Here is an 8,127-nt window from a genome sequence, read left to right on the forward strand (position 1 = left end):
CGTCACCCTGCCCTTCTGCGCTATCCGAGAATCCAGCATGTCTAATCTTCCCGAAACCAAACTCGACGTTCTTCTCGCCCATCATGCCTCGCTCGAAGCAGCCGTGCTCGGCCAGCTCGCGGCCGAAGACTATGTGAAGACGACGCGTGAGCTTGCCGAGCTCAATCCGCTGATCGATGCCGTCAAAACCTATCGCGCCGCCGTCAGCGAGCTGAAAGACATCGACGCGATGATCGTTGATGCCTCCACCGATGCCGAGATGCGCGAGATGGCGGAGATGGAACGCCCGGCACTGGAAGAGCGCATCGAGACCCTCGCCCAGGAAATCCGCGTGGCGCTGCTGCCCAAGGATGCCATGGACGACCGCAACGTCATGCTGGAAATCCGCGCGGGCACGGGCGGCGACGAAGCCTCGCTGTTCGCCGGCGACCTGTTCCGCATGTATGAGCGCTTTGCGTCGCTGCAGGGCTGGAAGGTCGAGGTCGTGTCTGCTTCGGAAGGCACGGCCGGCGGCTACAAGGAAATCATCGCCGAGGTGAAAGGCCGCGGCGCCTTCGCCAAGCTGAAATTCGAATCCGGCGTCCATCGCGTACAGCGCGTGCCCGATACGGAAACGCAAGGCCGCATTCACACTTCAGCTGCGACTGTCGCTGTTCTGCCCGAGGTCGAAGAGGTCGATATCGACATCAAGCAGGATGATCTGCGTATCGACACCATGCGCGCGCAGGGCGCTGGCGGTCAGCATGTCAACAAGACCGAATCGGCGATCCGCATCACGCATATCCCCACCGGCATCGTTGTCATGATGCAGGACAGCCGCTCGCAGCATAAGAACCGCGCCTCGGCCATGAACATCCTGCGCTCGCGCATCTATGATGCCGAGCAGCAGCGCCTCGATGCCGCGCGCTCGGCGGAGCGCAAGGAAAAGGTCGGCTCGGGCGACCGTTCCGAGCGCATCCGCACCTATAATTTCCCGCAGGGCCGTGTCACCGATCATCGCATCAACCTGACGCTCTACAAGCTGCCGCAGGTGATCGCCGGCGAAGCACTGCATGAATTGACCGATGCGCTGACCACCGAGCACCAAGCCGCACAGCTCGCGGCCCAGGGCGACGCGTGAGCGCCGACGACAACGACTTCACTGGCCAAAGCGTCGAAGCCGCTCGGCGCTCGCTCACAAACCTGCTCCGCGCCAGCGATATCGACTCGCCTGAACTCGATGCCCGGCTGCTGGCCGGCGCCGCGCTGGGTCTCGATCTCACCGGCCTGATCTCCGCCGCGAAACGCACGCTCTCCCCGGATGAAGCTGCGCAACTCGCGCAATTCGCTGCCCGTCGCCTCTATGGCGAACCGGTCGCGCGCATCACCGGAAGCAAGGAGTTCTGGGGGCTACAATTCACCCTCTCGGCCGACACATTGGTGCCGCGCCCCGACACGGAAACCATCGTCGAAGCCGCACTCGACTGTCTGGACACGAGCGGGCCTCGATCACGCGCCTTGCGGATCGCCGATCTCGGCACCGGCTCTGGCGCGATCATGCTGGCGCTTCTTTCCGAATTCCCCAACGCGACTGGCATTGCGACCGATATCAATCTCGCTGCATTGCGAGCTGCGCGCGGCAATGCAGAACGCAACGGCTTGGCTCGGCGCGCGCATTTCGTAGCCTGCGACTATGCGTCGGCCCTGTTGGGCGGCTTCGATCTCATCGTTTCGAACCCGCCCTATATTCCGTCGTCTGATATCGCGGCGCTCGACATCGAAGTCCGCGACCATGATCCCCTGCGTGCGCTCGATGGCGGAAGCGATGGCTACGACGCCTATCGCATCATTGCTCCCGAAGCTGCGCGGCTGCTGACGCCCGGCGGCTTCCTGGTGGTCGAGGTCGGGTATGATCAAAGCGATACAGTCGCCGACTTGATCGCGGCTGCCGGGCTGGTATCTGTCGGACCCGCTAAAACCGACCTGGGAGGCGTCAAACGGGCGGTTATGGGGCGAAAAAAGCCGCGATAAAGCCTTCTTAAATCGAAAAAAACCGCTTGGAATATCCGTTGGGAGCGACTACCTTCCCAGCAGCATCGGAACAGGGTTGGTTCGCCCCAGAGGTATGTGGGTGGCCAGTAATCTCGGAAGAGAGCCCGGCCGGATACAGGTTCCACAGGCAGGTTAGATTGAGCGCGAAGGCTGAAAGTGCTGCGCAGCTCACGACCGCAGAGCGAACGAAAGCCTGATTGTTGAGCTTCGAATTTCACGGACAAGCGCCGCGCCGGGACACGCCCCCGGGTTTGGCAGGAGTCTGACTTGGCCGGATTGACGGGATCAATCGGCGATTGGGGAACGCGTCTTTGCTGAACGCGACTTTGGGCAAAATCGATGCAGCGATGATCTGCACGAGTAACCGGACGCATGCCTCGCATAGGCCTGTCCGAATCCTGCGGAATGCTGCCGCAGCACAAGAATCCAGCGTCATGAATTTCAGCGCCAAGAGTTTTAGGGCGTAGCCACTCAGTAGACAGCACTCAGTTAGTAGCTCTGTGACAAATCTCAGTAACGAAAGCGACACATGAGAAACGGTCAGAATAACAACAACAAGCGGATGCGTAATAACAACAACCGCAGCAATAATAACAACCACAACAACAATAATAACAATCGGCGCGGCCAGAACCCGATGACCCGGGTCTACGAATCCAACGGCCCCGATATCAAGATCCGCGGCACCGCTTCTCACATCGCCGAGAAATATCTGCAGCTCGCCCGCGATTCGCGCTCGTCGAGCGATCCGGTCGCCGCCGAGAACTACTATCAGCACGCCGAGCACTATTTCCGCCTGATCGCCGCGGCGCAGGAGCAATTCCGCCAGAACCAGCCGCAGCAGCAGCCGCGCGCCGATAATGGCGGCAATAGCGATGCGCAGATGGAAGACGGCGAGGACGAGAGCGAGAACTTCTCGAACTTCGGCGCCGAGCCCGGCTTCGTGCCGCAGCAGCGCGAGCAGCATCAGCCGCGCGAAAACTTCCAGCCGCGCCACGAGCGCAACGAGCAGCCGCGTGGTGAACAGCCCTATCCGCGCGAGGCCCGTCAGCCGCAGCCGCAATATCAGCCACAGCCGCAGCCTGTGGTGCAGCCAGCCGACAATATCGGCCTGCCCTCCTTTATCACCGGCGGCGCTCCGCAGCCTGTGGCTGGCGCGCCGGTCGAGGCGAATGGCGCAACCGGCGAACCGCGCTTCCCGCCGCGTCGTCGTCGCCGCCCGCATGGTCCGCGTGCCGAGGCCGGTGCAGCACCTGCCGCTGTCGGCGAAGACTTCAATCCGGGCAATTCATAAGATCGCCCGCTGCAATAGCGTCGCTTTACGCAGCGACGTTATCTGAGATCATTGCTGGCCGTGGCCGATCCAAAGGCCGCGGCCAATTCTTTTGCGCCGGGCAGATTGCTGTTCGCATCCATGCGGCTGTTGGTGATCGCCAGCAGCTTGGCCACCGTGTTATGGCGGATCGCCACCGGATTGCGCTCATAGCCGCCGCGCTGGAAGAAGTTCGCGGTCGGCACCTGCTCGCGCATCGCCTGCGGCATGGTCACCATGTCGAAGCCATTGCCATCGCCGGTGAGATTCATCATTTCGAGTTCGGCTGCGCTGAGCTGACGATCGACACCGCGGGCACGCGCGAAATTCACCGATGTCAGCAGCTTGTGCACCTGCAATTGCGGGCCGACATCCATGTCCAGCACCAGCGCATGCATGGCCCAGCCCTGCGGCGTGGTGCCGAGCTTCTCGAAGGCACTCCAGCTCTGCGGGCTGTTCTTGACGGCCGCGTGCATACGCTTGAGCACTGCGATCTTGTGATCCATCGCCTTGCGTTGCGGGCCCTGGAGCATTGCCGCGCGGTCGTTCAGAACCTTCAGGAGCTGCGGCCCCTTCTCGGCAATGATCGTGATCGTATTTGCCGTCAGGAGCTGGTTATAGCCGATCGCCGTCGAGATCGCCCGCGAGCCGGGCTTCGACGGATTGAGGCCCGACTGCATGTCGTGTCCGCCATTGCCGCCGGTTTCAAACGAATAGACCCGCACCGCGATGTCACGTGTGAGGCCTGCCTGCAGGGCCGCGCGGGCGTAGGCGCGCTTGAATTCCATCTCGCTGCCCGGACGCTGCGGCGCGAACTGGAATTCTGACCGCGCGGCGCCAAGAAAGTCCGCAACGACCGGCAGATCCTTGCGCACGCGCGGACCGCCATCGTCTTCGGGCTCTGGATTCACCGGACGCTTCGGGCCCTCATAGAGCGGCGCCTGCTCGAGCACATAGTCGTTGAGGCTGACCGCCTGGCCTTCGCGGCGCTTGGCGAAACGGATCTTCCGCTTCTCGGCAATCGCAGCCCAATAGGCACCTGCGTCCTGATCGAAAGCGGCGCGCGCTTCCTGATATTCCGCCAGCTTTCGGCGATATTCCGCGACCGCCTGCGGCGATGCGCCCTGCGCCATCGCATTGGCGACCGACGGCGGGAGCGCCGCAGGATCGAATGCGATCGCCGGCGCTCCGAGCAGCACGGCAAGTGGCAAGGCAATGGCGACGGAGCGAATCGAATGGGGCATGAGACCTGTCGCGTTCGCGCGCAATGCACGCTGGAAAAATGGTCGAGGCGCAGCGCAACGCACGCAGGGCCTCGGTGTTCCGGTCGAACGACGTTGGAGCAGTTTGGTGAATTTTGTCTTGCCAGCCAAGCCCACTTTCGCGGCCTGTTGTCTCACTTCCACGCAAAAACCGGCTGTTCCAGTTCCGCAACGCGGGTGACGCGGCCGGCCAGGAGTTCACTGAACTGATAGACCAATGCTGCGGTCGGTGCGTGGATCATATGGCCAAAATGGCTGTAACGGATCACACGGCGCTCGCTCTCGGGAATGCTGATGAAATCGAACGCCTGCGGTCGCAGCAGCTCCGTGAGCGCGATCCGGTGCACCGAGGCGACCTCGTCCGGATTGGGCACCAGTTGCCGGCTATCCTCGGCCCACATCACCACGGGTGTGATCAGGTAACCGGATCGGGTCGGATAATCGTCGAGCATGCCGATCACGTCGTCGGCGCCGAGTCGCAGGCCGATTTCCTCGTCGAGTTCGCGCAGGGCCGTCTCGACCGGCGTTTCTCCGGGATCGCAACGGCCGCCTGGCAACGCCCATTGATTGCTGTGAGCGCGTAGGCTGGAGGCACGCAGGGTCAGCAGAAGCCCGGTGGCCGCGGCGTCCTCCGCCTGGGCAAGCACCAGCGCCACAGCCGCGCGCTTGAGCGGCTGTGCGGACGTCACTGTGTCTTCGAGGCGGGTGAATGAAGCGACGCGGGCCTCGATTGTCGTCCGCGTGGCGGGAGTGAAGGGAGCCATCATCCGCGACTCTAGCATGGCCGCGGATGATGCAAAGATGGCCGTGGAGCGGTTTGCTATGCCAGTTCTGCGGCCGCCCGCTGCATATTGTCGGACATGTCCGAGGTCACCGTGCTCTGCTCCTCCACCGCGGCGGCGGTCGAGGTGACGAATTCGTTGACGTGTTCGATCGCCTGCTTGATCGTCACCAGCGCGCTGACGACATCGCCGGAAATGCCATTGAGCGATTCAATTTCGCTGGAAATCTTGTCGGTGGCCTGCTTGGCCTGATTGGCGAGATTCTTCACCTCCGACGCCACCACCGCAAAACCACGGCCAGCTTCGCCGGCACGTGCCGACTCGATGGTCGCATTGAGCGCCAGCAGATTGATCTGGCCGGTGATATCGCCGATCAGCCCGACGATGCCGCCCATGGCATGCGCCGCCGACGTCAGTCGTTGCGCCTGGATGTCGGCCGTCTCGACCTGGTGCACTGCTGCTTCCGCCGTCTGCCGCGACTTCACCATGGTCTCGGAGATTTCACGGATCGAGGCATTCATCTCCTCGCTGCCGGCAGCAACCGATTCGATCAGCGACCGCGCCCGCTCGGCCTTCATCCGCGCCATCGCCTGCGCTGTGATATCGGTGGCATATTTCACCACCTTGAACGGCTTGGCATTGAGATCGAAGATCGGATTATAAGAGGCCTGGATCCAGACCTCGCGCCCGCCCTTGCCGAGCCGCTTGTATTCCGCAGCCTGATAGATGCCGCGATTAAGGCTGGCCCAGAATTCGCCATAGGTCGCCGATGCACGCTCCATGGGATCGACGAACATGCTATGATGGCGATCGCGGATTTCGTCGAGCGAATAGCCGAGCGTATCCAGGAAATTCTGGTTGGCCGTGATGATCGTGCCATCCATGCGGAATTCGATGACGGCCTGCGACTTGCGGATCGCTTCCATCTGCCCGTCGCTATCCGCCGCCTTCAGCTTCTGCTGGGTGACGTCGGTCGCGAATTTCACCACCTTGAATGGCTTCCCCAATTCGTTGAGGATCGGATTATACGTGGCCAGGATCCAGATTTCCTTGCCGCCCTTGCCGACGCGCTTGTATTCCGACGCCTGATATTCGCCGCGCGCAAGCCGCGCCCAGAAATCGCGATAGGCATTGCCGTCACGCTCCTGTGGCTCGACGAACATGCTGTGATGCCGGCCCTGAATCTCCGACAGCGCATAGCCGACGGTGGCCAGGAAATTCTCGTTGGCCGTGATGATTGTGCCATCCAGATTGAACTCGATCACTGCCTGGGCACGATCAATCGCCACGATCTTGCCCTGGGCATCCAGGCTCGCGATCTTGCTCGCCGTGATGTCAGTCGCGAACTTGATCACCTTGTACGGCTTGCCATTGCCGTCGAGGATCGGATTATAGCTGGCTTCGATCCAGATCTCCCGGCCGCCTTTGGCAACGCGCTTATATTGAGCAGCCTGAAACTGGCCCTTATTAAGGTTACCCCAGAACTCGCGATAAGCGGCGCTCTCGCGTGTCGCCTGATCGACGAACAGGCTGTGATGCTTGCCCTTGATCTCGTCGAGCGAGTAGCCCAGCGCGGATAGGAAGTTCTCGTTGGCGGTGATGATCGTTCCGTCGAGATTGAACTCGATCACCGCCTGCGAGCGGCTGATGGCAGCCGCCTGTGCCAACGCATTCTGCAATTCCAATTTGCTGCGTCGAGTGAACATTGGTTGCTCCGTGGCTAAAAAAGCCATTGCCTGAAAAAGACATCGATCCGACGGCGCGCCCCATCGCGCGTCGCTATCTCAAAATCACATAAAGTCGGGTGGTAGCGGCTGGCCTAATCGGCCAGCTGCTTGTCGTTGCCGATGCGGCTCCAATAGGCGGCAACCTTTTCGGCCAGCTGGCCCTGACGCTCGCCCTGCTTCGGCACGACGCTCGGCGACGAGCCTTCCGGCATGCCGGCAACCATGCTGCGGGCTGCGAGCTGCTGATAGTATTCCAGCACGGCAATGCGCAGGTTCGACGACAGGTTCGGCGTGTCGCGGCGGCGTTCGATCTTCTCGATATAGTGTTCGATCGTCGTGTTCTCCATCTTCACAATCGCCTGCAGGCTGGCCCAGAAGCTGTCCTCCAGGCTGACGCTGGTGCGCTTTTTCGACACCACCACGGAGCGCTTGCGGTTGACGTTCGGGCGGTTCATCGAGGTCTCGTAAGGCATGGGTAATTCCCTTCTTTCAGAAATGAGAGGTCAGATTTCGTTTACGCATACACATCAGTTCACCAGCACCGCACCATCGCAGCGGATGCCGGTCACCCAGACATCGGCTTGTCCGATGCCGACACCGAGGCTGGAAAGCACGCCCACCAGCAATTGATCGAGTGATCCCGTGGCGGCGCTCAGGATGCCGCCGACCAGCGCACCGAGACCTGGGATCGGAATGCCGAGACCAATGACGGTCACGGTCAGATTGAGATCGCCGAGCAGGCTGCCGATCAGCGACTGGGTGAAGTTCGTGTTCGTCACCGTCTTCTTGGTCTGCGCGGTGATGTCGGCGTAGCTGAAATCGACACTGACCGGCGTGGTATTGCCAATCCCGACATGCGCCTTGCCGGCGACGGTGATCAGGCCGAGATCGACCAGCGTGGCCGGACCAGGATTTGGCTTGGTGCTGACATTCTTCACGTCGGCGGCCGAGACGTTGGCGATCCAGGCGTCGATCACACCCGGCGTCACGCCCAGCGTCACGGTGGATGTATT

At 61.7% G+C, this 8,127-nt stretch carries 7 protein-coding genes and 1 pseudogene; 3 read left to right on the forward strand and 5 right to left on the reverse strand.

Annotation, left to right across the window (positions count from 1 at the left end; translation table 11 throughout):
* Positions 1-37: 37 nt before the first annotated feature.
* From prfA to ACIQ2A_RS02010, 3 genes are all read left to right on the forward strand, one after another.
* The gene (gene prfA, locus ACIQ2A_RS02000; RefSeq protein WP_398475188.1) at positions 38-1,120 is read left to right on the forward strand and encodes a peptide chain release factor 1; all 1,083 of its coding nucleotides are present in this window, start codon (positions 38-40) and stop codon (positions 1,118-1,120) included.
* The gene (gene prmC / locus ACIQ2A_RS02005; RefSeq protein ID WP_398475190.1) at positions 1,117-2,010 is read left to right on the forward strand and encodes a peptide chain release factor N(5)-glutamine methyltransferase; all 894 of its coding nucleotides are present in this window, start codon (positions 1,117-1,119) and stop codon (positions 2,008-2,010) included. The genes prfA and prmC overlap by 4 nt, the downstream gene beginning before the upstream one ends.
* A gap of 550 nt (positions 2,011-2,560) precedes the next feature.
* Positions 2,561-3,325 carry a DUF4167 domain-containing protein gene (locus tag ACIQ2A_RS02010; RefSeq protein WP_398475192.1) on the forward strand — a complete coding sequence of 255 codons (765 nt, stop codon included), beginning with the start codon at positions 2,561-2,563 and terminating at the stop codon, positions 3,323-3,325.
* A 38-nt stretch (positions 3,326-3,363) separates the two neighbouring features.
* Here ACIQ2A_RS02010 and ACIQ2A_RS02015 read toward each other — a convergent pair whose 3' ends face one another.
* From ACIQ2A_RS02015 to ACIQ2A_RS02035, 5 genes and pseudogenes are all read right to left on the reverse strand, one after another.
* Positions 3,364-4,587, reverse strand: a complete 1,224-nt coding sequence (locus ACIQ2A_RS02015; RefSeq protein ID WP_398475194.1) for a hypothetical protein — start codon at positions 4,585-4,587, stop codon at positions 3,364-3,366.
* A gap of 152 nt (positions 4,588-4,739) precedes the next feature.
* Entirely contained in the window at positions 4,740-5,372 is a 633-nt protein-coding gene (locus ACIQ2A_RS02020; protein ID WP_398475196.1) for an NUDIX hydrolase, read from the reverse strand.
* 53 nt (positions 5,373-5,425) lie between these two features.
* Entirely contained in the window at positions 5,426-7,093 is a 1,668-nt protein-coding gene (locus tag ACIQ2A_RS02025) for a PAS domain-containing protein (RefSeq protein ID WP_398475199.1), read from the reverse strand.
* 113 nt (positions 7,094-7,206) lie between these two features.
* Positions 7,207-7,587, reverse strand: a complete 381-nt coding sequence (locus tag ACIQ2A_RS02030; RefSeq protein WP_398475201.1) for a ribbon-helix-helix domain-containing protein — start codon at positions 7,585-7,587, stop codon at positions 7,207-7,209.
* A gap of 54 nt (positions 7,588-7,641) precedes the next feature.
* Positions 7,642-8,127 (reverse strand): annotated as a pseudogene (locus tag ACIQ2A_RS02035) (hypothetical protein); the annotation flags it as partial.

This window comes from Tardiphaga sp., assembly GCF_044336785.1.
Lineage (GTDB): Bacteria > Pseudomonadota > Alphaproteobacteria > Rhizobiales > Xanthobacteraceae > Tardiphaga.

Excerpts from the sequence above, each read along its gene's own strand:
- prfA (WP_398475188.1), top strand. The coding sequence starts at position 38 with ATGTCTAATCTTCCCGAAACCAAACTCGACGTTCTTCTCGCCCATCAT.
- ACIQ2A_RS02010 (WP_398475192.1), top strand. The coding sequence starts at position 2,561 with ATGAGAAACGGTCAGAATAACAACAACAAGCGGATGCGTAATAACAAC.
- ACIQ2A_RS02015 (WP_398475194.1), bottom strand. The coding sequence starts at position 4,587 with ATGCCCCATTCGATTCGCTCCGTCGCCATTGCCTTGCCACTTGCCGTG.
- ACIQ2A_RS02020 (WP_398475196.1), bottom strand. The coding sequence starts at position 5,372 with ATGATGGCTCCCTTCACTCCCGCCACGCGGACGACAATCGAGGCCCGC.
- ACIQ2A_RS02025 (WP_398475199.1), bottom strand. The coding sequence starts at position 7,093 with ATGTTCACTCGACGCAGCAAATTGGAATTGCAGAATGCGTTGGCACAG.
- ACIQ2A_RS02030 (WP_398475201.1), bottom strand. The coding sequence starts at position 7,587 with ATGCCTTACGAGACCTCGATGAACCGCCCGAACGTCAACCGCAAGCGC.